Raw genomic sequence first — 21,182 nt, 5'->3', positions numbered from 1 at the left:
TTGGCGACCGAGTGCAAATAAAGGCTTTGTTATAGGCTTATTTAACTATGTACTTATAGTATCCAAATGGGTAAAATTTGTCAATAGTTTTATAAAATTCTATCCAATTTTCTTTCAAAAAGACAGAAAGGAGATAAAACATGAGCAATATTAACAGTGGTCGTGAAGCGATTAGATCATTTATGGAAAAAAACAATATATCAGAAAGAGATCTCGCAACTGCTTATGGGAAGTCAAGAACATGGATCCAGCGTGTTTTGAGTGGTAAAGATAAGGGGCCAGCGGTAAATGCTTTTATTTTAGAAGTAATTAGAGATCACAAAATCAGATAGGAGTGATTAGAATGGAAAATCTTCTAGATGCATCTTCAAAAAACTTTCTATACAACATTATAGAAAAGATCTTAAGAAAAATGTTTGAGCAAGCAATAGATGAAGCTAGCCAAGGATTAAATGAACGTGCCGAGTATTTAGACATCAAACAATTATCGTCAAGATATTCAATGTCTGTTCCTGAAGTTGAACAAAATTTTGTAAAAGACAAACGTATGCAAATGATCGAGAAAAGAAAACCTGGTACTAGCAAGGGAAAAAGATATTGGCCTGCTAAAGAAGCTATAAAAATTTGTAACGACATTATGAATCATTGGGACTAAGAAAGGATGATCACATTGAAAAAAATCTATCACTTAAGACGTATAGCGGCATTGTTGATTGTGTTCGGACTAGGTCTATTGGTAGGTGGAAATATTGGACCATTAATCCAAAACATTTATATAGCGGTTTTTATCATTTGGCTTTTAATTTATGATTTAGCGCTGGAAGATCGCGAGGTGAAGTAAATGAATGTCTTCGACGTAATAGGAATAGTCGCAATTCCAGTAGCTATCTTATGTTTTCATAATTGGGTAATTAGTGAGCGATTAAGTGAAGCTGAAAACCGAATAAATAGTTTAACCATTCAACAAATGAACTCACGACCAACATTACAAGATAGTAGGACAGGAGCTGTTTTACCAACTCGACAACAAGCTATACCACCACGTATGAAAGCTAAGACTAAATCGGTTTTGAATGAGCATGAAACTGAAATGGTTAAAGAAGTAGTGCTAGAAAAAATCGATGTATTGAAGAATAATTTGCAATTTATGCAATCTAATCAACGTAAACACAATAGCGTTTATACATTAAATCAGCTTGAAAGACAATTGAATTTGTATGAAAGAATTTACAAAAAGATGTCTGATGATGAGGAATGAAAAGATGGAACAACAAATAAAGACCCACTTCGACGGCCATCAAAGTAGGTCAATTACAAATATCAAATTCAAGGAGAGTATATCAAAATGAACAGAAAAATTCAAAGTTTATTAATGGAATTAGCAAATGAATGTCAAAAAGAGAAGATCAACCTTGCTTGCGTAGCTGTTGATTCAGAAGTTGAAGGGGCAGGAGTTATACTTGCGGGTTCTCTACCTGGCCAAGCCATAGCAATTAATCAATTACTTGAAAATTTTAAAGAAGAAGCACTTTCTCATGATTGTGATTGTCCGCAATGTAAGGAAATTAAAGAAGCTTTTGCAGGTATAAAATTTTCTTCAACTAAACAAAATCACGAGACTGAACTCGATGTATTATTAAAAGCTTTCTTGCGAGGTGAGTTGCGATGATTGAAGTAAACGGACTAAGCGATTCAATTTTTGAAGCGATGATGATCAATGCTCAAAACAAAATTGTTCAAGATATCATGAACGCTGCCAGCGCAGGGAAAACAAGCGTAGTAGTTAAAGAAAAAGGAGCTACAGCACCGTTTTTGATGCAGTTAGAAGAAGAAGGAGTTTTTCACTTAGACGATGAAGACGGAAAAATAAAATTATTTTGGGAGTGGTGAAAATGGGAGTAATTGATGTTGCGAATAAAAAGATTCTGTATTTAGAAAAATTGATTTGTCAGATAAAAGAAGCGGAGGAGTATCTAATAAGTATAAATAACCCTGCTTTAAATAATAAAAAAGAAGTGATGTCGGATATAGAAATTGGTTTCCCTACACACTTTATGGCGTCTGAATTTTTTGAAGAAGAAGAGCATAGTCGTTGGCACGAAGTTCGGTTAGAAGGAGATTTAGGGATAGTCGGGATACAAGCAGACATCAAGAAATTAGTTGAAAAGGCTGTAAATGACAGAATAGCAGAGTTGAAAGGCGAACTAAGAAAATCGATTAGTAAATTGGAGGTAGATTGTCACGAATGAATTTGATTCATTAGGAGCTAGACAAGAGCCACCAGAAGAAAAAGAAGCATTAGAGCCAACATGGGAATATGACGAAGAAGAGGAGAATGACAATGAGTAACGATTTAACACAAATAACACAACGCTCTTTAGATGAACAAGTCATCGGAAATTTGAATAGATTGCAAGAGCAGGGATTAGAAATGCCACCAGGTTATAGTCCACAGAATGCATTGAAAAGTGCTTTCTTTGAACTAACCAACAATTCAGGAGGAAACCTTCTTCAGTTGGCAGCTAACAATCCAGAAACTAAAACATCTATTTCTAACGCCTTGCTTGACATGGTCATTCAAGGATTATCACCAGCAAAAAAACAATGTTATTTCATCAAATATGGAAATAAAGTCCAGCTTATGCGCTCATATTTTGGAACCATGGCTGTGTTAGATCGAGTAACAGGAGGGGCAGATATCACGCCTGTTGTAGTCAGAGAAGGCGATGTATTTGAAATTGCTATGGACGGACCAGACTTAGTCGTGGCTAAACATGAAACATCCTTCGAAAATCTAGACAACGACATCAAGGCTGCCTATGTGGTTATTAAATTAGCAAATGGTAAAGAAGTAACAACGGTCATGACAAAGAAACAAATTGATAAATCATGGAGCAAAGCAAAAACAAAAAATGTTCAGAATGATTTTCCAGAAGAAATGGCAAAAAGAACTGTCATCAATCGAGCTGCTAAATATTTAATCAATACTAGCAACGATAATGATTTATTTGTGCAAGCCGCTAAAGACACACTCGAAAATGAATTCGAACGAAAAGATGTGACACCAGAGCGAGAAGAACAAACAGCGGTACTCGAAGAAAAAATATTTACCAACAATAAAAAAGTTATTGAGCAAGAAAACGATATTGAACGAATTACACGTGTAGCTGACGTACCAGAGCAACCCGATATTGAACAAGCCAAACAAATTGAAAAAGAAGATTTAACGAAAGTGGCGGACCAAATTTTAGAAGAACCAGTTCAGGAAACTTTAGATGTGATGGCTGGTTATGAAACCAATCAGAAAGAGAGTGAAGCTGATGTCTCAACGATTGAAGAAGACGATTATCCTTTCTGATGAAAATTATTATTCACAAGAAGCGGACCTAGCTTATATGTCTGTCTCTCAATATAAAAAATTTCTTGAATGTGAAGTTGCAGCTCTTGCCAAGTTAAAAGGTGAATGGACACCAGAGAGTGATCCAAAAGCCTTGCTAGTTGGTAATTATGTTCATTCTTACTTTGAATCACCAGAAATTCATGAAGCATTTAAAGAAGAAAATAAAAGCAAGATGTTTTCTTCAAGAAAACCGTTTGGTCTACTGAAAGATTTCCAAATTGCGGAGCAGATGATTGAAAGATTAAAACAAGAAGAAGCCTTTTTAAATATTTATCAAGGCGAAAAAGAAGTGATCGTCACAGGTGAAATTGGCGGTGCAATGTGGAAAGGGAAAATTGATTGTTTGAATTTAGAAGAAAAGTATTTTGTAGACATCAAAACAACTAAAGATATGCACGAGAAAAAATGGGACGATCGTTTAAACAGAAAAGCAAACTTCATTGAACGCTTCGGTTACGTGTTACAAATGGCTGTTTATTGCGAATTGCTTCGTCAACAATATGACAAAAATTTTCTTCCTCTCATTGCAGCCGTTTCGAAACAAACACCTAGTGAAGCAAAACTAATCACTCTTAGCGAAGAAAAAATGATATACGAATTAGAAGAATTAAAAGAAAATATCGAGCATGTTGTGCGAGTGAAAAATGGCGAAGAGGAGCCAGTTAGTTGTGGAACTTGTGAATATTGTAGAGGACACAACAAAATTACCAATTTTACCAGTATGGACGATTTATAGGGGGTGCATAACGAATGAATACTGGATATATAAAATTGTATCGAAAAGTGACCAATTCATTCGTTTGGACCAACGCTAATATGTTTAAACTTTGGTCTTTATGTTTAATGAAGGCGAGCCATAAAGAAAGTAGATTTATTTTTAATGGTCAAGAGATAGCCGTGTCCAGCGGTCAATTCGTCACAGGGCGCGCCGTTATTGAGAAAGAGTTCAATGAAGGTGTTCCACGTGACCAACAGATTGTCGGGCGTACGTTATGGAGATGGTTAAAAAAATTTGAAAACGAGCAAATGTTGTCCATCTCATCAACCCCGAAATACAGCGTTATAACAATAAATAATTGGGATGACTATCAAGTTAATGACCAACAAGTGTCCAACAACCGTCCAACAAGTGTCCAACAACCGTCCACATACAAGAATGAAAAGAATGATAAGAATGAAAAGAATGTTGTAGTAGTAGAAGAGCAGCAGTCAGTTTTTCAACTTTATCAATCAATTTTCGGAATGCTAAATTCGGTCACTACTCAAAATTTAGAGTACTGGTGTAATGATTTATCAACTGAATTAGTAAGTGAAGCTTTAAAAATTTCCGCAAAATCAAATGCTAGAAATTTCAAATATACAGAAAGCATTTTGAGAAATTGGGAACAAGAAGGCGTTAAAACTTTAGATGATGTAAAAGCATTATCCGTAAAAAGAGAACGTAATACAACAAAGCAACAGAAATCAAATACAGGTCATTCGGATTACGATGATCTTGGATTTTAGGAAGTGAAAGAATGCAGTCAGCATCAGATGGATTTTCAAAAATGATTAAAACGTTGCTTTATATCACGCCTGATCCATGTCCAGAGTGCAATGGAAATCTTTATGCTTGGCGTGCAAAAAACAAGGATGGGTCCGATAGATGTCCGCCAACTTGCATGGAATGTGGATATAAAGCACGCAAAAAAGCCGAAGATCTCGAAACAGAGAAAATGTTTAACGATAGTTTGAAAGCTAGAGCGATTAATTACCTGAAATATAGCTCGCTTTATACCGACAAAAATTTAATTAATTGTCGTTTTAAAACATACAAAACAGTAGACACAGAAACCAAGCTTGCTTTTGAAATTGCCAATCGAGCCACAACTGAAATTCTTTTGAATAAACCAATTCATATGATTCTTTCAGGAAAAAGCGGTGTTGGTAAAAGTCATTTAGCTATGTCAACGGCTTGGGAAGTGTTGGAGAAATCAAACTATGATAAACGCTGCCTGTTCATTAGCTATGCGGAACTCTTAGAACAGCTAAAATTTGCGATGAATGATGAGCAAGCCAGAAAAGAAATAACAGGTAGTTTGATGGCAGAAATCAAAAGCGCAGATTTAGTAGTTCTGGACGACTTAGGGGCCGAGTTAGGTGTTAAAGGGAATGACAGTACCAACTTCAATAATGACACCTTAAACCGCATTGTAGAGGCTCGGCAGAATAAAGCAACAGTGTTTACTACCAATTTAACTGGTAAAGAAATGAGTCAAGCCTATGGTGAGAGAATCCTTTCTCGCATCATGAGTAATTCACATGGATTCGTGATGAAAATTGAGGGGACATCAGACAAACGAGTAGCAGGCATCTAAAATATTATTTTTAGCGAATATATTCAGCGTAGAGCAGTTTTACAATCAAGTGAATATAAATAGACATAAAGGAAGAAAAACGGCTTAAAACGCATTTTAAAGCCTTAAAAACAAATTGATAGAAAGGGGAATCATTCAATGCCATATGTAGTGAAAATTTCAGCCTATCTTGGCAAAGATAGTCGACCAGTAGCCAATTTAAAAGATGCTGTGCTATTTGAGCATAAAGAGACAGCAGCTATCGCAACAATCGTATCTGGCGGAACCGTTTCAGAAGTAAAGGAAGCCATTATAATGCCAGAAAAACCGAATAGGTATACAGCAAAATCTACCAAAGTAGATTTTAAAAAGGAACCAATTGAAAAAGCAACAAAAGATAACCAAGCTTGGATGAAAGGGGCTAAATGAGAATGAAGTGTGTTAGATGTCAAGATCAGCGTGTGATTTGGGGAAAAGACAGATTTAATTATGCAACACCTATTCCATGCCCAGAATGCAACAAAGATGGAAAAGCAGTTCGAGCGGAAACTGCGACCAAGGAAAGGGAGTTAAAACAATGCAATCCCCCACAGCCCTAAATAAGCGAGGAAATAAAGTCACGATTGATGGATTTATATTTGACTCGGAAAAAGAAGCAAAGTTTTATCAGCGATTTGTCAAAAATTGTGGGTTACCTTTTGAAGTTCATCCACGTTTTAAACTAACCGAACTTACACCGACTGCGGATGGCGTAGGCAAAATTTCAGCGATAGCTTATTCACCTGACTTCATCATAAAAAACTTAGATGGAAGTTGGAGACATGTCATTGATATTAAAAATTCTTTTGGCGTGTATGGCATTGACCAATCCGTTAAGCTTCGTTTTCGTCTATTTGCCCTTAGATATGGTCATCCAGTTGAAGCGATTGTTGTTCGTGCTAGAGATTTTAAAGTGATCACACAAGGTGTAACTAAGCCTTTAAACGAAAAAAGACCATTCATAACCGATAATTTCGATTACGAATGGAAAGACGCAACTAATTATTAAAAGAAAGTAGGAAAATAAAATGACAAAACAAGTAAATTTTAGACCAGAAGTGAAAAAAGTGACATCTAAATCAAACGGAAATATCGAAGTGCTATTAGTGGTTAGCAACGCTTCATTAAAAGGGAAATATGAGAGTTTAAACGAATTTTTAGGCAAAACAGTATCAACGACCATCGAACCAGAAACAGTAGAATACAAGGTACCAGTTAACAAGCAGACCAATAAGCCGAATGTCGAATACGTTGTAAATAATGATGGAACAGTTGAAGTTCTAAAAGAAGAACAAACTTCTTTAGAAATGGGCGATGATGTGCAAGAAGTCGAAGAAGTTGCTGTGCAAGTATCGAAAGAAACTATTGACGAATTCATCAAGAAGGCAACGACAATCGAATGGCCAGAATCAGTAACGATCAACGTTCGTGGCGTGTTGCATCGGATCGATGAAGGGGAAGCGCTAGAAGAAATTGCGGCTGATCATGATGTTTCAGTTGATAATCTAACCAATCAAGTAGAAATCGCACGCCAACATTTTGCACCGTTTGCAGATTCTTGGAGCAAAAATAAAGAGAACATCATTTTCCCTGAAAAGACAGTTGAAGATGATGAAGAAGAAAACGGAAGGGGTTAAAGGATATGTGCTATTACGATATAAACTATGGTGAATACGATCACTTTAAAGAATTGTTGATAAATAAACGTATTGTGGAATGGAATGAAGACAGTCTAATTTTGGAAGATGGAACAAAAATTACTATAGAGTGTTCTGAACAAGACTGCTGTGCGGGAGCTTATGGCAAATTTAAAAATGTAAAATTGGATGCTATGATAACGGATGTTTCTTTGCCAGAAATTACCAATATTCCTGATGACGATACGGTTGTTAACCAAGCAAAAGTAACAATTTTCCACAACCAAAATCCAATTGCTATTGCTGATTTTTATGCTGATGCTGGCAATGGGGGCTATTACTATAGTGTTGCCTCTTTTGTTATTAAAGATATTCACTATAAAGTTGTTGAAGCATAACGAAAGCGAGTGTTCATTTTGCTTGAGATTTATTATACGCCAACATCCGCTATTATTGCGGATGCCCTGGCTAAAACATATGAAGTCGTTTCTTTAGAAACAGCTAGAAATATTGCCAAGAAATTTAAGGCTAGTTTAAAGCAGAAAACGGACCTTTATGTGATTGAGGGAATTTTGATTGATGCTGGTTATAAAAAAGAGCCAGTGAGTTTGTAGAAAGGAGTGGAGTTTGTGGCCACAGTAAAGAATTCTTTACTCCTTTGAAATTATGCAGAGAGAAACGAAAATACAATTATTTAACGATCATTTTCAAAATTATAAGCGATATGGAATACCAAAAGCACAGCTGGTCATAGCAGACATTCCTTATAACCTAGGCAAAAATGCATATGCATCAAGCTCGGCATGGTATGAGGGTGGGAAAATTGAAAATGGAGAATCGGATAAAGCGAATAAAAGTTTTTTTGATACCGATGAAAATTTCAGAATATCAGAATTTATGCACTTTTGTTCGAAAATGTTAAAAAAAGAACCGAAAGAAGTAGGGAAAGCGCCAGCTATGATTGTGTTCTGTGCCTTTCAACAGCTTCAAATGGTGATTGATTATGGTAAAAAGTACGGCTTTAACAATCACATTCCACTAGTTTTTATTAAGAAGTCCAGTCCTCAAGTATTAAAAGCGAATATGAAAGTTGTGGGAGCTACAGAATATGCGCTCGTTCTTTATAGAGAAAAACTTCCGAAATTCAATAACGACGGCCGTATGGTTCTAAATTGGTTTGAATGGGAAACGGATAACAGCTATCCAAAAATACATCCGACCCAGAAACCAATACCTGTTATTAAACGATTAATTGAAATTTTTACAGATTATGGGGATGTTGTAATAGATCCATGCGCTGGTAGTGGCTCTACGCTTAGAGCTGCGGCAGAACTCAATAGAAATGCTTATGGATTTGAAATAAAGAAAGAGATGTACGAAGTTGCACAGGAAAAAATGTTGTCAAATATCCCAATGGGGCTATTTATATGAACTGAAGAACAGCTGTCATTATTTTAGAAAGCGAGTGAAGAAGATGATTCCAAAGTTTAGAGCGTGGGATAAGCGAGAAAACACAATGAGAGATGTAGCTGTCTTACATTTTACTAAAGGTGGTAAGGTCAACAGTATCGAATATTGGAAGACACCTTCCGAATTGAAATCATATCATGTACGAAATTTAGTCCTCATGCAATCAACAGGCTTGAAAGATGAAAAAAGAAAAATGATTTTTGAAGGAGATATATTATTCGATAAGCATCATAATCCGCAAATAGGAGTAGTTGTATTTTATGAAGGAGCTTTTCAGCTTTTAGCTAACAATATGTATTATCCTTTGATTCAATTTGATGGTGATGTAGAAATTATCGGAAATATCCACGAGAACCCAGAACTATTGGAGGTCAAATAAATGGCGATTAAAGGAAGAAGCAAGTTTGACTTTGAAGTGTTTAATGGAGATTTCAATAATTGGATGGGCTTCAATAAACAAAAATATACCAGGGAACAAGCAATAGAGGAATGGCGGTCAGAACTAATGCTTGAGGAAAACACACCTTACATTGTTGAAGATGCATTTGTTAGATATCGTTTCGGAGTAGACGAAGACAATGAGAACCGTAGTTGCTGGTGGTTAGAATGGCGAGATTGTGGTCATAGGTCTGTGCCTGTTTGGTCCATTAGAACGCCTTTTCCGTGGGAATTGGAGGGAGCAGAATGAGCTTTAAAGAAGCTTTCAAGGATGAATATGTTGAAATTGACATAAGCAATAACGAAGAAGCAAAAGCTTTCTTTGAAGAAAATGTATATAAAAGGGAAAGAGAAATATTAAAGAAGTCAGAGGGCTTGCTTAAATGTATTGAGGAGAAAGCGGAATGAATTTTTTTAAACGAAAAAAAGAAATCACACATGTGATTGAGCGTTCTAACGTTATTCAATTTGACGAAATGGGTTATCCATTGCGACTTTGCATAATGAGCGATGGGAAGCAGCGCTGGATATACACCGATGAGCGAGAAGGAGATGTCGTATTAAAATGGGAGGAACAGCGATGAATAAACAAGAATTGATTGAAGAGTTAGAATGCATAGAAGTTTCTACAGACAGCCTTGATTATTTGAGAGGTGCTGACTATGCCAACGAAAGAGCAATTAGCTTAGCAAAACAGCTAGACGAACCGAAAAAAGTCGTTGTTCCGAAGTTTGTTGCGGAATGGCTTGATAAACATAAGTATTCCACTGATATAATTGATCTCTTTTTAAGCGTTGAGTACGCAACTGATTCAGATGGGTTTGTTGCTGAAAAATGGGATTACAGCGGAGAATTTTATGATTGGTTGAGTAATAGTGCAGATATACAGTTTACGTTGTGCGACGCTATGAGGTATGGCTACGAAGTCGAGAAAGAGCCAACCATTCACGAGCTTAAAATTTTACCAGAATACTTTGAAGCGGTTGTTTCAGGTAATAAACGTTTTGAAATCCGTAAAAATGACCGTAACTATCAAAAAGGTGATATCTTACGCTTAAACGAATATCAAGACGGACAATATACAGGCGATGTCCATGTCGCAGAAATAACGTACATTACAGATTATGCCCAACAAGATGGCTATGTAGTGCTAGGAATTAAGTGAGGAGGATCAATAAATGATCAAATTTAAAGAGTTCAACACTCAACCTTACGATGTTCATATTACTGGATTTTTTGAAGATTTAAACAAGAAAAATCCAGATGATGTTTTTGAATATGTTGACTTGAAATGCGTTGATAGAAACTTAGTGATATTAGTTTACCGTCAAACTAATAGGGGAATACATCAGTTTAGATCTGTTCCTTTGTTTAAAAAAGATTAATTAGCTTTGAAACTAATGTATTCTATTTTTACAATCGATAGTATAAAAAACTACCTAGTTTCCGCTAGGTAGTTCTGTAAGAAATAATATTAAGTTTATTTTTTATAGTATTTTTATACCAAACCCATTATAAAAAATCAAGTACAAAAAAGCCAACCGACCACTGGTTGACTAAGAAGAATATTTTACCAGAAAAGTGGTAGCTTGTGATATGTGAGGTTACTTTGCCCCAAACATTGGTCACAATAAAAATATTTTATCATGAGTAAAGAAAGCTGCCAATAAAAAAAGTCGGATTCCTCCGACCATGGGTAATATTCTCGACACGAATATTATACCACAAACGGGGGAATCAAAGGATGGTACTTTTTGACGTAAAGAAATATGAAACACCAGATGCAAAGGATGTAGACATGGAACAAACTAAACATAACGTCAGTGTGTTCCTATCTGCCTATCTTGCTGCTAGATGTCGTGTTGGCCAGCCGAGGGAACCAAAAGTAACAGCTTCATTCTCTTTGGTTCCACCATCAACGGCCAATAGCGTTTTCGAAGCCGAGCAAATGTTAATCCAGAAAGAAGAAGCACAAGAAGAGTTTGATTATCTTCATAAGCTTTTTGTTAGAGGTTATTCTGCGATTCAGCATCCGCACAAACCAGATGTTACCGAGCGAAGAAAAAGGATTTTCTATGATCGATACATCAACGGTAATCCAATCTATCTAGCAGCACAACGAAACTGTATCAGCGAAGAATCAGTGAAACAAGAATCTAATATGATCATTGTTCAATTTGCTTCAGCGCTGGAATTGGTTGCTTTTAAGTAGCCATTTATTACACTTTTTATACCTCTTTTATACACTTTATCTACACTTCATATACCTTTGAAACGGATTATTATGATAGTGTCAAAAAAATAAGAAATGCGACACACTTACACAAATACATTAACGGAACGATTGCCTACTTATTTTTTTGATTTGAGATCACAAGGAAGTAAAAAAATCTACTTTCTTCGTTTAGTCACTTGTGATCTCATTTAGATTCTCTCGCAAACCACAAATTATAAAACTAAAGAAGTGAGGTGAATAACCTCCTCTTTTTTCTAAAAGTTTGCAAGGGATATATTTGGCGATTGCTAGCATATGCAAAAAAAGACAGACAGAAAGGAAGATTTATATGTTATTGCAAATTGATAAGTTTAATAAAAAAGAATTAGAAGGTAAAGAAGCAGCGAAACTTTTAGTGGACTATATCGGAGGGGTTTCAGGGACTTCTTGTGATAGTGACGCAGTTAAAGTTTTTAACAAGAGTAACCCGATTGTCATTACATTTGGCAAGGAGCAAACAACTGCAATTAACCTGCCATATTACGAAGATTTTAAAATTGTTGCAGTATGGCTCTTAAATGATGAAGGTAAAACACTTCGTAAATTAATATAAAATAAGCAGTCCGTTAAAAGACTGCTTATAAATAATTATTTTCTATACTTTGTATTATCACATCTAGGACATGGCGGCAGTGTATCTGTTTTGTCATCTAATACAACTTGCTGACCGCAATTAGTACAAGTATAGGTGCCTTTGCCTGGCTTTTCACCTGTAGAATAAGTCATGTTATCACCTCCTTATTTGAAGTATACCCCTTAGAATATAATTAACAATAGGAAGTGACATTTTGATGGAATATAGCTCAGTTGGTAGAGCATACGACTGTTAATCGTAGGGTCATGAGTTCGAGTCTCGTTATTCCAGTAAGTAGCTATGCTACTTAAATAAAAAAATCGTCAATAAATGTTCGGACAAACAAATTGGCGCTACTACCTTTCACGAGGGCTGCATTTCTATGCAGTCCTTTTTGTTTTAAGTGTAGTAGAGTTTTCATTTTGAAAGGGGAAATGTCAAATGGCAAAAGCAAAGAAAGAAGAAGTGCAGGAAACAAAGGCTGCTAAAAAGAAACCAGCAGTTAAAGAAGTTGAGCAACCTGACGATGTGGAAGTAACTGAAGAACCTGTTGAAGCCAATGAAATTACAACAGGGACTATTAAAGTTGGTGACCTAACAATTAGTAATGAAGGTATTAAATACGAATCTACTAATGATGAAGCACCACAAGCAATTGAACGCCAAACACCATTTGGGGTTGAGGTGTGGGATCCTATCGAAAAGCGCACCGTGTTGAAAGATGCCTAAGTATTGCCGCCAAGAAGGTTGCCGTACCCTGTTGGATAAGGGTAGTTATTGTGAGGAACACAAGCGAAAGAAGAAGGTACACAAACGTTACTATTCAAAGAACAAATCATTCTACAAATCTGATGAATGGAAAAGTGTTGCTGATGCTGTCCGCTTTCGTGATAGGTATAAATGTACGATTTGTCATAAACCTGTGTTTGGTCGTGATAGTCAAGTGGATCATATCAAACCAATTTGGTTGAATCCAAATTTAAGATTAGACATGAACAACTTACGTTTGGTTTGTGCAACTTGTCATCCAAAAGTTGAATATCGTCCGCAAACGCAAAAAGAAATTGAAATGAAAAAAAATTATAATCCCGCAGATTATTTTTAAGCCCCCCTCTGAAATTAAATTAAAATTTTTTTCATGGGGATAGGGTAGGGGGACCTCTTTAGACACCTCCAGAGCATTTTCAAAAAAAGAAAGGGGGGTAAAAATGGCTGGACGTAAAAGTAAAAAACAAAAAATCCTTGATGAAGCCTTGCAACATAAGGAATTTGAGCGAATGCGTATCATAGAAATATTAAAATCATTAGGAAAGTTCACGCCTGCTTTGAACCCTTTGATTGAAATGTATCTGGATGCGTGTGAAGTCTATCATATCAAGTATTTAGAGTGGAAAGACAGTGGTTTTAAATCCACAAAAGTTCACACAAACAAAAATGGGTCAAGAAACGAAATTAAGCATCCTTTGGCCCAACAAGTTGAAGTTTGGAGTGAGAAAAAAACTAAGTTATTAAACCAACTAGGCCTTGATATGAAAAGCGGTGGCCTTGATTATGTTGATCCTTTAGCAAGTGAAAATGCTAAGAAAAAAGAAGAAGCTAAAAAAGATAAACCACAAACAAATAATCGTTTGGTTGAATTTAGAAAGATGCGTGGTGGTCAATCATGATTGATATGACTGTCAATTATGCTGATAAATTTGCCAAATCGGTTCGCAGACACAAAGAACGGTATCCAAAATCAATCTATTTAGCAGTTAAAAGATATAACAAGTGGAAGAAACGGAAAGATATTTTCTTTGATCTGGAAAAAGCAAATTTGATGCTAAGTTTTACCGAATCATTTTATAAACATTCAACTGGTGAATGGTCGGGGCAACCGCTCGAATTAGAAGATTGGCAGAAGTTTTATTTCTCAAATATTTATGGTTGGCAAAAATGGTCTGATAAGTGGCAACGAAATGTTCGTGTTATTCGTAAATCATACCTGCAGGTGCCAAAGAAAAACGGTAAGTCTTTAATGGAAGGCGCGCCAATTTTATATGGAATGTATGGAGAAGGTGTGAAGGGCGCCCAATTTTACTGCCTAGCCGCTGATTTTGACCAAGCGCAAAATGTTGCCAATCCTTTAGCAACCGTTATTGAAAACGATAATGATTTACTTGATGGTACACGTGTTTATCGGAAAGAAAAGAAAGTAACGACTATCAGTTACGCTTTCTTTGAAGATGATTTCAAATATCAAAACAATTTGCGTGTGTTATCTAAGCGTGAGAAAGTCGATGGTAAAAATACTTATATTGTTGTTGCCGATGAAGTTCACGAGTGGGAGGACACGTCGAGATATGATGGTTTGAAATCAGGACAAGCAGCACAACCAGAACCACTATTTTTAGTTTGTTCTACTGCTGGTAAAAACAGCGGGGCCTTAGGTGTTCAAATTTATCAAGATAGTAAACATATTCTTGAAGAAGATAATGACGATGACTGGTTCATTATGATTTATGAACCAAATAAAGGTTACAACTGGGAAGATGAAAAAGTTTGGGAAATGGTCAATCCGAATTTATATGTCTCATTTGATATCACTTTTTTACGTGGGGAATTTAAAGATGCCTTACGAAATCCATTCAGGAAAGCAGAATTTTTATCCAAGCACTTAAATGTGTTTGTCAACTATGCCGAAAATTATTTTGATAAAGAACAAATTGATAATTGCTTGGTAGATGATTTAGGAGATATTACAGGCGAACAAGTCGCTATCGGTATTGATTTATCCAGAACAACTGACTTGACATGTGTATCAATTAATATTCCAACCTTTAATGATGAAGGTGAAAGCATTATAAAAATAAAACAAATGTATTTTGTACCAACGCATAATATTGAAGAAAAAGAAAAATTAAGAAATGTTCCTTATCAATATTATGCAGAACAAGGTTTTGTAACGCTTTGTGAGGGTCGTACTGTTGATTATGATCTTGTCTATAACTATGTCATTGACATGTACAACAAATACGAATTAGACATTATTCAAATCAATTATGATCCAGCTATGTCTGAAAAGTTAGTGGAACGTTTTGAAATGGAAGGATTCAATACGGCCGAAGTAGGTCAATATCCATCAGTAATGAATGAAATGCTAGATGATTTTGAAATACTAGTAGATAACGGACGAGTTCAAACTGACAATCCGTTATTTATTTTTTGTACCAACAATACAACAGTTGTAACGAATATACAAAGTCAAAAAGCGCCCAGCAAAAGAAAGTCACCAGAACATATTGATGGTTTTGTGGCTTTTTTAATTGGTCATAAAGATTCAATGGATTTAATGGTGGAAGTTGGAAACGAAGAAGAATATGAGGATTATATTAAACAGCTTTACAACAGAAAATAACTGAAAGGAGGTGGGAATTTGGGAATTAGATCATGGTTCAATCAAAGATTTCGTATGTCGAGTAAGAAAAAAATATTAGGTAGTTCAATACTTGCGAATCAATTTGTTTTGGGTGACGAAAATATTTTATCTTCTAGCGATGTTTATCACTATCTATTAGCAATTTCCAATATGTTTGCTTGTGGATCGTGGACAATCGAAAAAGAAGATGGAAAAGACATTAAGGGAGCCAAGGAACTGCAGAGTTTGAAACATCCAAATGGTTATTTAACCGATTTTGAATTTAAACGTTTGCTTGTAAATGTCTATTTGTTACAAGGAGAAGTATTTGTGGTGAAAGATGGGAAACAGCTTCACATCATGAAGGGAATTACACCAGAAATATCAGAAGAAGGTATCAAACAATTTAAATATGACGGCCATACGCTTTATCAAAATGAAGTTCGCCAAATTAAAAATATTGGATTATCGAATAATTATGGCAATGGATTGATTGATTTAGCTAGAGATACTTTAGAAGGTGTTATGAATGCTGAAAAAGCTTTGACAGAAAAGTATAAAAAAGGCGGTTTGTTGGCGTACTTACTGAAATTAGATACTCATTTGTCACCAAAAAACGCAATGCAAAATGCAATGCTTGATGCCATTCAAGGACAACTAGAAGAAATTCCAGACGAAGGAAAGACTGTCATTATTCCGTTGTCTAAAGGTTACGCCATCGAAGGATTCGAAAGTCCTGTTCAAGACGATAAAATTCTTTCGTATTTAAATGTCTATAAACCAGAACTTGCAAAGTTTTTAGGTTTTGATCCTGATGCATACAATCAGTTATTAAAAGTTGATTTAGAGAAAGCAGCAATTTATTTAAAAGCATTTGTTGTTGATCCGATTGTTCAAAATGTCTGCGAACATTTAACAGAACTATATTTTGGATCAGAATCAACAAACCGTGTTTCTTTAACAATTGATATTAAAAAGTATTTAACAATGTCACAAAAAATCACAAATACGCAAGGTTTAGTTCGTACTATGGTTTATACACCTGATGATGCACGTGTGGATTTAGGTGCCGAACGATTAAATACAGAAGAATCAACCAAGCTCTATGCATCGAAAGATTTGATTGGGCTAGATGAACTAACCGAGCTTAACAAGTCTAAAATGGAAGAAGGTGATTCAACTGGATAAGTTGGAAATTAGAAGTTTTGATATTAAAAACATGACGACGCGTTCCCTAGATGATGGCAGTGAATCAACTGTAGTTGAGGGGTACGCGTCTGTTTTTAACTCACGTACGAACATAGATGGTTGGTATGATGAAGAGATTGCACCTGGTGCATTTTCCGAATCTCTCGCAAAAAACAAAGATGTTCGTTGTCTATTCAATCATGATTGGAATTACGTGTTAGGCCGTAAAAGTGCTAATACATTAATTCTTGAAGAAGATTCAAGAGGGTTGCATTTTGAGGTTACATTGCCGAACACCACATTTGCGAACGATTTGAAAGAATCAATGTCTCGTGGTGACATTAACCAATGTAGTTTTGGTTTCTGGGTGACTGCACAAGAGGAAGACTATTCTGGTGATGTTCCACTGATTAGAATCACAAATGTTGATTTGTGGGAAGTATCCATTGTTCCTTTGCCAGCATATGATGACACAGAAGCTGCATTGAGAAGTAAGTTCCAAGAAAAAAATATTGAAACAATTAAATTAAGAAATAAAATTTTAAAAACGATTGGAGAATATAAATAATGAAAATGCGTAAAATTTTAGAAAAACGAGCTGCTAAATTAAAAGCAAAATTAGCTTCAATGGAAGAACGTGCAAAAAGCGAAACTTTAACACGTGATGAATTAAGTGATATTGAATCACAAGTGGAAGAAGCCACAGCAGAATTAGATGAAATCAACGATGCGATCGCAGAATTGCCTGAAGAAGATGTAACAGAATTAGGTGATGCTGTAGACGACTTAGGCGCAGCTGCTGATGAAATTGTTGAAGAAGTAGACGGAAAAGGCACTGAAGAAGATGATCCAGAACCAGCTGACGATAAAGAACGCAGCCGTGTTTTAGATATTATCGGGAAAGGTATTTCAAGTCGGGGAGAAGAAAAAGTGAAAAAATTAACTCAACGTAGCGCGTTCTTACGCTATTTGGCTGGTCGAATTACACCTAATCAAGCTCGTTCATTTGGTGTTGGTTTTAACAACGGTAAAGTATTGGTGCCACAAGAATTAAGTAAAGAGATTATTTCTTACCTACAAGAAGAAAATCCTTTGCGTAAATTTGCAAGTGTTCATCAAACTAAAGGAACTCAAGGTTTCCCAGTACAAGTAAAACAAGCCGAAGCAAATACAGTTACTAGTGAACGTGATGAAAATAATTTAATTCCATTTACTGACATTGAATTTGATGATGTTTACTTAAACCCAATCGAATTTGATGCAATTATTAAAGTCACGAAGAAATTAACGCATATGTCAGACTTTGACATTGAAGCTATCGTATTAGATGAACTAAAGAAAGCGTACTTGCGTAAAGAAACATTCTGGTATTTTTCAAGTCCTGATAACAAAGGAGCATTAGCTAAAAAAGCCGTAGCCTTTACTGGTAAAGGTGACAATGATTATTTAAAAGTTGTTCAATTAAAAAATGCTTTACCGACTGCTATGCGTTCAGGCGCTCGCTTTATGATCAATCGTGCAGCACAAACATTGTTGGAATCCATGCTAGATAGCACTGGAAATCCAATTCTTAAAGATGCTGGGAATGATGATTTTGATTACAAGTTATTTACTTATCCAGTAGAAGTTACAGACTACGCAGATAAATACAATGAAACTACGAAGAAATTCGATCCAACAGTACCAGTGATCTATTTCGGTAATTTCTCTTATTTCCACATTCAAGATGTTATTGGCTCATTGGAAATTGAAAAATTAACTGAACTATTTGCGCGTGAAAATAAAGTCGGGTTTAAAATTTATCATTTAAACGATGGTCAATTAATTTATGGGCCGTTTGAAACACCTGTTTATAGCTTAGACTTAAGTACAACCCCAGCACCTAATCCAGGTGAATAATTATGGAAATTAATCTAGAAGATTTTAAATCTCATTTACAATTTGAGGAAGGCATGGATGATGCCATGCTTGAATTTTATTTGGATATGGGTAAGAAATATGCAAAAAGGGCAACTGATGATGAAAATTCGTCAGTTGCCTATTATATTGCATCCATTTTTTGGCTGTATAAAGTGCCAGAAGCTGAAATGGAGAATGCCTTTAATGCTTTAACGCCATTGATTTTAAGTGAAGGGCTGGTGGTAGATGATGCCAAAAGTAACGCTAAACAGAATGAAATGGAAAGCTGAACTTTGTAAACAAGTTCCTGGTTTAGATGACAATGACAGACCAGCGATTATACATGAGAAAATTCGAGATATTTTTTATGTTGAGTTAGGTATTACCTCACAAGAAAAATATTTATCAAAACAAGCCAAAATTGATGTTGTGAGAAGAATCAGAGTTCGTTTCGATAAATCTATCACAGAAACAAAAAACACGCTTAGAATCGATTCTGTGACCTATAAAATCACTCGTATTTATACAGATATGGATAAACGAGAAATGGAGTTGAGTTTGGCTTATGTCGATTAGTTTTGAAAAATTAAGGGCAACACTAAAAACAGTAGGTGTACCTGTGACACGTGACAAAGCGGAAAAAGGAACAGACTATCCATATATCGTGTATTCCAACGTTAGCAAAGGCAAAAAGATGGCTTCCTCTAAAGTTCATAGGCGGTTGCCATATTATCAAATTTCTTTCTTTACAACAGGTACAGAAAAAGATTTGACGGATTTAGAAAATGCGTTGGAAAACGCTGGTATTCCTTATGCTGATTTTGTAGGTATTCAGGGTGATGAAAACGATGATACAGTGACGAATTTTTATACGTATGTGAGGTGTATAGAAGATGGCTAACAATAATGGATTTGCAGATATGGCAGACTATTTGGGAACTCTTACACAGGTAGATCCTGCAAAATTATCGTTGGAATCATTAACGGATGCAGCCAATTTTTATAGAGAGCAGTTGCTGCCAAAAATACCTAAATCACTATTAAAGAAAAAACATATGGCTGATCAGGTAAAAGTCATTATTGAAGATGACCAAGTACAAGTTGCGTTTGAAGGGACTGCTTTTTATTGGCGATTCGCTGAAAATGGAACAAAGAATCAAAAAGCCCAGCATTTTGCTAGTGGTACGTTTGAACAAAATAAAGATCAGATTGAAAAAATCATGACACAACAAATATTAGATTTATGGGAAGGATGAGTAATTTGGGAAAAAAAGATGTGTATTATTTTGAAGGATTAGATGACATCTTAATTGCCATGATGGCAACGCCTGATGAAGTTGGGGTGGCACCAACTTATAGCGAAGTAATTAGACTGGCTATTGCAACAAAACTTGCCATTAAGGGAAATGGCTCAGCGCTAGTTAAATGGGCATCAAGTAAAATGTTTCGCCGTGTAAGTCGCGAGACAGAACATGAGATTGGATTAGATCACGTGGGCATTCCTATTGAAGTAATGGACGAGATAAAAGGTTTGCTTGCAGAAGCAGGCGTTACGTTTGGAAAAAATACGGCACGTGAATTTCCTTACTTTGCATTTGGATTCATTGGAAATATTGAAGGCGGCGGAAAAAAAGCAGTTTGGTATCCAAAAACACAATTATCCAATGTCATTGATGAAGAATATGCAACTGCAGAAGATGACACAAAAATTGACGATGTAACTGCTAATTTTGTTGCTAACGGTTTGAAGTATAACAACGTTATGTATGCAAGTTTCGATTCTAACCGATTAAGTGCAAAACCAGGGGACTTTGAAAAATTCATTGCACAACCTATTTACGATGAAGAACAATGGAAAAAATTAGTAACTCCATCAACGCCAGGGGGTGGCGGTGAATAATGGCAAAGTTAGCTGATTATGGGATTGTCGTTTCAGACACACCAACTGTCACAATTAAAGGTCATCAGTTCCCAATCTTGTTAACCATGGAAACCATGGAGCATATTGCGGATATTTATGATGACGACTATTCAAAATTTGAAGAAGATATGAATGCAATGCTAAACAAGAGCGGTGGACGTATCTCTTCAAAAGATTTATCTGCTTCAGATTTAAAGATCATGCGTGCTTTAATTTACGGCATGTTAAAAACTGGCGGATTAGACGAAACACCAGAAACAATTTTTAAATTCTTAGGAATGAATTCTACGGTTGTTGAAGTATACGGTGCCTGCATGGAGGTATTTACAGAACAGAATTTTCAAGTTGATGATGTAAAAAAATCCAAGAAGCCACAAGATTATCAAACTCCGCAACAAAAGAAAAACAAAAAGAAAAAACACAAACGGAAGTAGGAACGCCCTGGGCTTTTTACTTATACGTCGCCCTTACTCTTTTGGGATGGAGTGAGGGTTTCTTTTTGAAATCAACACCGAACTTGTGGCTTAAGTCATACATACAGTGGTTAACGAGTAATACGGAGTTTGAACCACCTGCAAGTGTGACTATGGATAAAAGTCCTTGGTGGT

General features: G+C 35.8%; 39 protein-coding genes and 1 tRNA gene. 39 read left to right on the top strand and 1 reads right to left on the bottom strand.

The genetic code is table 11. The features are described 5' to 3' along the window. Nucleotides 1-140 precede the first annotated feature (140 nt). The 25 genes from IGL42_RS08430 (at nucleotide 141) to IGL42_RS08310 (ending at nucleotide 12,148) form a co-directional block, all read left to right on the top strand. Nucleotides 141-332, top strand: coding sequence for a hypothetical protein (locus IGL42_RS08430; RefSeq protein WP_010712202.1), 192 nt, complete (start codon nucleotides 141-143; stop codon nucleotides 330-332). A gap of 11 nt (nucleotides 333-343) precedes the next feature. After that, entirely contained in the window at nucleotides 344-655 is a 312-nt protein-coding gene (locus IGL42_RS08425; RefSeq protein WP_185776408.1) for a hypothetical protein, read from the top strand. Between the two features lie 6 nt (nucleotides 656-661). Further along, nucleotides 662-841 (top strand): hypothetical protein, encoded by a 180-nt coding sequence (locus IGL42_RS08420; RefSeq protein ID WP_185776407.1) that lies wholly within the window; start codon nucleotides 662-664, stop codon nucleotides 839-841. After that, nucleotides 842-1,258, top strand: coding sequence for a hypothetical protein (locus IGL42_RS08415; protein WP_185776406.1), 417 nt, complete (start codon nucleotides 842-844; stop codon nucleotides 1,256-1,258). It abuts the gene before it with no gap. A gap of 87 nt (nucleotides 1,259-1,345) precedes the next feature. Further along, complete coding sequence (locus tag IGL42_RS08410) at nucleotides 1,346-1,669, top strand: hypothetical protein (protein ID WP_185776405.1); 324 nt, start codon at nucleotides 1,346-1,348, stop codon at nucleotides 1,667-1,669. Then, entirely contained in the window at nucleotides 1,666-1,890 is a 225-nt protein-coding gene (locus tag IGL42_RS08405; RefSeq protein ID WP_002395803.1) for a hypothetical protein, read from the top strand. The genes IGL42_RS08410 and IGL42_RS08405 overlap by 4 nt, the downstream gene beginning before the upstream one ends. 2 nt (nucleotides 1,891-1,892) lie before the next feature. After that, the gene (locus tag IGL42_RS08400) at nucleotides 1,893-2,249 is read left to right on the top strand and encodes a hypothetical protein (RefSeq protein ID WP_185776404.1); all 357 of its coding nucleotides are present in this window, start codon (nucleotides 1,893-1,895) and stop codon (nucleotides 2,247-2,249) included. A gap of 92 nt (nucleotides 2,250-2,341) precedes the next feature. Beyond that, nucleotides 2,342-3,358 carry a recombinase RecT gene (locus IGL42_RS08395; protein WP_185776403.1) on the top strand — a complete coding sequence of 339 codons (1,017 nt, stop codon included), beginning with the start codon at nucleotides 2,342-2,344 and terminating at the stop codon, nucleotides 3,356-3,358. Beyond that, entirely contained in the window at nucleotides 3,321-4,136 is an 816-nt protein-coding gene (locus tag IGL42_RS08390) for a PD-(D/E)XK nuclease-like domain-containing protein (RefSeq protein WP_185776402.1), read from the top strand. Before IGL42_RS08395 ends, IGL42_RS08390 begins: the two co-directional genes overlap by 38 nt. A gap of 14 nt (nucleotides 4,137-4,150) precedes the next feature. Continuing rightward, nucleotides 4,151-4,906, top strand: a complete 756-nt coding sequence (locus IGL42_RS08385) for a DnaD domain protein (RefSeq protein ID WP_185776401.1) — start codon at nucleotides 4,151-4,153, stop codon at nucleotides 4,904-4,906. An 11-nt stretch (nucleotides 4,907-4,917) separates the two neighbouring features. Further along, nucleotides 4,918-5,757, top strand: coding sequence for an ATP-binding protein (locus IGL42_RS08380; protein ID WP_185776400.1), 840 nt, complete (start codon nucleotides 4,918-4,920; stop codon nucleotides 5,755-5,757). Between the two features lie 138 nt (nucleotides 5,758-5,895). Then, nucleotides 5,896-6,165 carry a hypothetical protein gene (locus IGL42_RS08375; protein WP_185776399.1) on the top strand — a complete coding sequence of 90 codons (270 nt, stop codon included), beginning with the start codon at nucleotides 5,896-5,898 and terminating at the stop codon, nucleotides 6,163-6,165. Between the two features lie 148 nt (nucleotides 6,166-6,313). Beyond that, nucleotides 6,314-6,784 (top strand): DUF1064 domain-containing protein, encoded by a 471-nt coding sequence (locus IGL42_RS08370; RefSeq protein ID WP_002380828.1) that lies wholly within the window; start codon nucleotides 6,314-6,316, stop codon nucleotides 6,782-6,784. Between the two features lie 19 nt (nucleotides 6,785-6,803). Beyond that, the gene (locus IGL42_RS08365) at nucleotides 6,804-7,412 is read left to right on the top strand and encodes a hypothetical protein (RefSeq protein ID WP_185776398.1); all 609 of its coding nucleotides are present in this window, start codon (nucleotides 6,804-6,806) and stop codon (nucleotides 7,410-7,412) included. Between the two features lie 5 nt (nucleotides 7,413-7,417). After that, a complete protein-coding gene (locus IGL42_RS08360; protein ID WP_185776397.1) occupies nucleotides 7,418-7,810 on the top strand; it encodes a DUF7448 domain-containing protein in 393 nt (130 codons plus the stop codon). Between the two features lie 9 nt (nucleotides 7,811-7,819). Further along, entirely contained in the window at nucleotides 7,820-8,026 is a 207-nt protein-coding gene (locus IGL42_RS08355; protein WP_002417547.1) for a hypothetical protein, read from the top strand. A gap of 52 nt (nucleotides 8,027-8,078) precedes the next feature. Continuing rightward, nucleotides 8,079-8,843: a DNA-methyltransferase gene (locus IGL42_RS08350; RefSeq protein ID WP_010785682.1), complete on the top strand. Its 765-nt coding sequence runs from the start codon at nucleotides 8,079-8,081 to the stop codon at nucleotides 8,841-8,843. 43 nt (nucleotides 8,844-8,886) lie between these two features. Continuing rightward, nucleotides 8,887-9,261 carry a YopX family protein gene (locus IGL42_RS08345; protein ID WP_010774953.1) on the top strand — a complete coding sequence of 125 codons (375 nt, stop codon included), beginning with the start codon at nucleotides 8,887-8,889 and terminating at the stop codon, nucleotides 9,259-9,261. Then, nucleotides 9,262-9,570 (top strand): hypothetical protein, encoded by a 309-nt coding sequence (locus tag IGL42_RS08340; protein WP_002380822.1) that lies wholly within the window; start codon nucleotides 9,262-9,264, stop codon nucleotides 9,568-9,570. Beyond that, a complete protein-coding gene (locus tag IGL42_RS08335; RefSeq protein ID WP_010774952.1) occupies nucleotides 9,567-9,728 on the top strand; it encodes a hypothetical protein in 162 nt (53 codons plus the stop codon). The genes IGL42_RS08340 and IGL42_RS08335 overlap by 4 nt, the downstream gene beginning before the upstream one ends. Next, complete coding sequence (locus tag IGL42_RS08330; protein ID WP_185776396.1) at nucleotides 9,725-9,904, top strand: hypothetical protein; 180 nt, start codon at nucleotides 9,725-9,727, stop codon at nucleotides 9,902-9,904. Before IGL42_RS08335 ends, IGL42_RS08330 begins: the two co-directional genes overlap by 4 nt. Next, entirely contained in the window at nucleotides 9,901-10,485 is a 585-nt protein-coding gene (locus IGL42_RS08325; protein WP_185776395.1) for a DUF3850 domain-containing protein, read from the top strand. Before IGL42_RS08330 ends, IGL42_RS08325 begins: the two co-directional genes overlap by 4 nt. Nucleotides 10,486-10,498: 13 nt before the next feature. Further along, nucleotides 10,499-10,705 (top strand): hypothetical protein, encoded by a 207-nt coding sequence (locus tag IGL42_RS08320; RefSeq protein ID WP_116491842.1) that lies wholly within the window; start codon nucleotides 10,499-10,501, stop codon nucleotides 10,703-10,705. A gap of 359 nt (nucleotides 10,706-11,064) precedes the next feature. Further along, nucleotides 11,065-11,532, top strand: a complete 468-nt coding sequence (locus IGL42_RS08315) for an ArpU family phage packaging/lysis transcriptional regulator (protein ID WP_104860095.1) — start codon at nucleotides 11,065-11,067, stop codon at nucleotides 11,530-11,532. Between the two features lie 352 nt (nucleotides 11,533-11,884). Further along, nucleotides 11,885-12,148, top strand: a complete 264-nt coding sequence (locus IGL42_RS08310; protein ID WP_174084463.1) for a hypothetical protein — start codon at nucleotides 11,885-11,887, stop codon at nucleotides 12,146-12,148. A 35-nt stretch (nucleotides 12,149-12,183) separates the two neighbouring features. Here IGL42_RS08310 and IGL42_RS08305 read toward each other — a convergent pair whose 3' ends face one another. Further along, nucleotides 12,184-12,321 (bottom strand): zinc ribbon-containing protein, encoded by a 138-nt coding sequence (locus IGL42_RS08305; protein ID WP_010773976.1) that lies wholly within the window; start codon nucleotides 12,319-12,321, stop codon nucleotides 12,184-12,186. Between the two features lie 66 nt (nucleotides 12,322-12,387). Between IGL42_RS08305 and IGL42_RS08300 the strand changes: the two genes are divergently transcribed. The 14 genes from IGL42_RS08300 to IGL42_RS08235 all read left to right on the top strand — a co-directional run bounded on the left by IGL42_RS08300 (nucleotide 12,388) and on the right by IGL42_RS08235 (nucleotide 21,008). Further along, nucleotides 12,388-12,460: transfer RNA gene (locus IGL42_RS08300), tRNA-Asn, on the top strand. Between the two features lie 150 nt (nucleotides 12,461-12,610). Continuing rightward, on the top strand, nucleotides 12,611-12,898 hold the full coding sequence (locus IGL42_RS08295) for a hypothetical protein (protein WP_159154281.1): 288 nt from the start codon (nucleotides 12,611-12,613) through the stop codon (nucleotides 12,896-12,898). Beyond that, complete coding sequence (locus tag IGL42_RS08290) at nucleotides 12,891-13,274, top strand: HNH endonuclease (protein ID WP_048941862.1); 384 nt, start codon at nucleotides 12,891-12,893, stop codon at nucleotides 13,272-13,274. The genes IGL42_RS08295 and IGL42_RS08290 overlap by 8 nt, the downstream gene beginning before the upstream one ends. 103 nt (nucleotides 13,275-13,377) lie before the next feature. Continuing rightward, nucleotides 13,378-13,836, top strand: a complete 459-nt coding sequence (locus tag IGL42_RS08285) for a P27 family phage terminase small subunit (RefSeq protein WP_185776394.1) — start codon at nucleotides 13,378-13,380, stop codon at nucleotides 13,834-13,836. Further along, the gene (locus IGL42_RS08280; RefSeq protein WP_185776393.1) at nucleotides 13,833-15,566 is read left to right on the top strand and encodes a terminase large subunit; all 1,734 of its coding nucleotides are present in this window, start codon (nucleotides 13,833-13,835) and stop codon (nucleotides 15,564-15,566) included. Before IGL42_RS08285 ends, IGL42_RS08280 begins: the two co-directional genes overlap by 4 nt. A gap of 18 nt (nucleotides 15,567-15,584) precedes the next feature. Continuing rightward, nucleotides 15,585-16,754 (top strand): phage portal protein, encoded by a 1,170-nt coding sequence (locus tag IGL42_RS08275; protein ID WP_231414790.1) that lies wholly within the window; start codon nucleotides 15,585-15,587, stop codon nucleotides 16,752-16,754. Continuing rightward, nucleotides 16,738-17,322 carry an HK97 family phage prohead protease gene (locus IGL42_RS08270; protein ID WP_002380813.1) on the top strand — a complete coding sequence of 195 codons (585 nt, stop codon included), beginning with the start codon at nucleotides 16,738-16,740 and terminating at the stop codon, nucleotides 17,320-17,322. The genes IGL42_RS08275 and IGL42_RS08270 overlap by 17 nt, the downstream gene beginning before the upstream one ends. Beyond that, entirely contained in the window at nucleotides 17,322-18,653 is a 1,332-nt protein-coding gene (locus IGL42_RS08265; protein WP_185776392.1) for a phage major capsid protein, read from the top strand. Before IGL42_RS08270 ends, IGL42_RS08265 begins: the two co-directional genes overlap by 1 nt. Before the next feature lie 2 nt (nucleotides 18,654-18,655). Then, complete coding sequence (locus tag IGL42_RS08260; RefSeq protein WP_021732917.1) at nucleotides 18,656-18,943, top strand: phage head-tail connector protein; 288 nt, start codon at nucleotides 18,656-18,658, stop codon at nucleotides 18,941-18,943. Continuing rightward, a complete protein-coding gene (locus IGL42_RS08255) occupies nucleotides 18,903-19,229 on the top strand; it encodes a phage head closure protein (protein WP_010817427.1) in 327 nt (108 codons plus the stop codon). The genes IGL42_RS08260 and IGL42_RS08255 overlap by 41 nt, the downstream gene beginning before the upstream one ends. Further along, entirely contained in the window at nucleotides 19,219-19,554 is a 336-nt protein-coding gene (locus tag IGL42_RS08250; protein ID WP_142430869.1) for a hypothetical protein, read from the top strand. The genes IGL42_RS08255 and IGL42_RS08250 overlap by 11 nt, the downstream gene beginning before the upstream one ends. Further along, on the top strand, nucleotides 19,547-19,909 hold the full coding sequence (locus IGL42_RS08245; protein ID WP_185776391.1) for an HK97-gp10 family putative phage morphogenesis protein: 363 nt from the start codon (nucleotides 19,547-19,549) through the stop codon (nucleotides 19,907-19,909). The genes IGL42_RS08250 and IGL42_RS08245 overlap by 8 nt, the downstream gene beginning before the upstream one ends. Further along, nucleotides 19,906-20,553, top strand: coding sequence for a phage tail protein (locus IGL42_RS08240; RefSeq protein WP_185776390.1), 648 nt, complete (start codon nucleotides 19,906-19,908; stop codon nucleotides 20,551-20,553). Before IGL42_RS08245 ends, IGL42_RS08240 begins: the two co-directional genes overlap by 4 nt. Continuing rightward, complete coding sequence (locus IGL42_RS08235; RefSeq protein ID WP_002398471.1) at nucleotides 20,553-21,008, top strand: hypothetical protein; 456 nt, start codon at nucleotides 20,553-20,555, stop codon at nucleotides 21,006-21,008. The genes IGL42_RS08240 and IGL42_RS08235 overlap by 1 nt, the downstream gene beginning before the upstream one ends. Nucleotides 21,009-21,182 lie beyond the last annotated feature (174 nt).

Origin of the sequence: Enterococcus sp. DIV0712, assembly GCF_050554855.1 — a bacterium.
Lineage (GTDB): Bacteria > Bacillota > Bacilli > Lactobacillales > Enterococcaceae > Enterococcus > Enterococcus faecalis.
This window is presented reverse-complemented; position numbering and strand designations above follow the sequence as displayed.